Source organism: Streptomyces sp. Ncost-T10-10d (genome assembly GCF_900091955.1).
Lineage (GTDB): Bacteria > Actinomycetota > Actinomycetes > Streptomycetales > Streptomycetaceae > Streptomyces.
Genome location: NZ_FMDF01000147.1, coordinates 1 through 1,042, shown reverse-complemented (window position 1 = coordinate 1,042; position 1,042 = coordinate 1). Strand labels below are relative to the sequence as shown.

1 protein-coding gene is annotated in these 1,042 nt (G+C 77.0%); it reads right to left on the bottom strand.

Annotation, left to right across the window (positions count from 1 at the left end; translation table 11 throughout):
• Window positions 1–1,042: amino acid adenylation domain-containing protein (locus tag GA0115254_RS26255; RefSeq protein ID WP_176740291.1), on the bottom strand; the 1,042-nt coding region annotated here is incomplete at both ends.

The window sequence follows — 1,042 nt, the reverse complement described above, 5'->3', positions numbered from 1 at the left end:
CCGGCCCCGTCCAGCCGGGCGCCGGGCGCCGGTACCGCGTAGGCCACCAGGCGCGCGTCACCGGGCCGGTCCTCGCGGACGACCACGGCCGCCCGCGCCACCGCGGGGAGCGCGGTGACAGCGGCCTCGATCTCGGCGAGCTCCACACGCACCCCGCGTATCTTCACCTGCTGGTCGGCGCGCCCCAGGAACTCCAGTTGGCCGTCCGCCCGCCGGCGGACCAGGTCGCCGGTGCGGTACATCCGCTCGCCGGGCTCCCCGAACGGGCAGGCCAGGAACCGCTCCGCCGTGCGCGCGGGCCGGCCGAGATAACCGCGGGCCAGCCCGGCGCCGGTGACGTACAGCTCACCGACGGCGCCCTCGGCGACCGGCTGCAGGGTGGCGTCGAGCACGTACGCCCCGACGCGCGGCACCGGGCGGCCGATGGGTGCGACGGCGGCGCCCGCCGCGGAGCCGCAGTCGGCGAGGGTGACCGTGTCGGCCGCCTCGGTCGGCCCGTACGTGTTGATCATCCGACGCCCGGCGGACCAGCGTTCCGCCAGCTCCCCGGGGCACGCCTCGCCGCCGACCACGAGTGTGCCGACGCCGGCCAACGCGTCGTCGGGCAGGGTGCCGAGGACGGCGGGCGTCAGCTGGACGTGGCTGACCTTGCTCTGCTCGATCCAGCGCGCGAGGGGTTCGCCGGCGAGCACGGTGCCGGGCGGGGGCAGTACCAGCGTGGCTCCGGAGAGCAGGGCGGTGCACAGCTCGGACATGGCCGCGTCGAAGCTCCAGGACGCGAGCTGCGACACCCGGCAGTCGGCGTCCACACCGAACCGGTCGATCTGTACGGCCGCCATGTTCGCCACCCCGGCGTGGGTGACGGCGACCGCCTTGGGCGTTCCGGTCGAGCCCGAGGTGAACAGCACGTAGGCCGGGTTCTCCGGCCGCAGCGGAGCGAGGCGGTCGGCGTCGGTGAGGTCGGTGTCCGCCGGGCCGGCGCCGCCCGGCTCGGCGAGCGCCTCGCCGAGCAGCAGCGGCGCGACCCCCGCGGGCAGCGCCC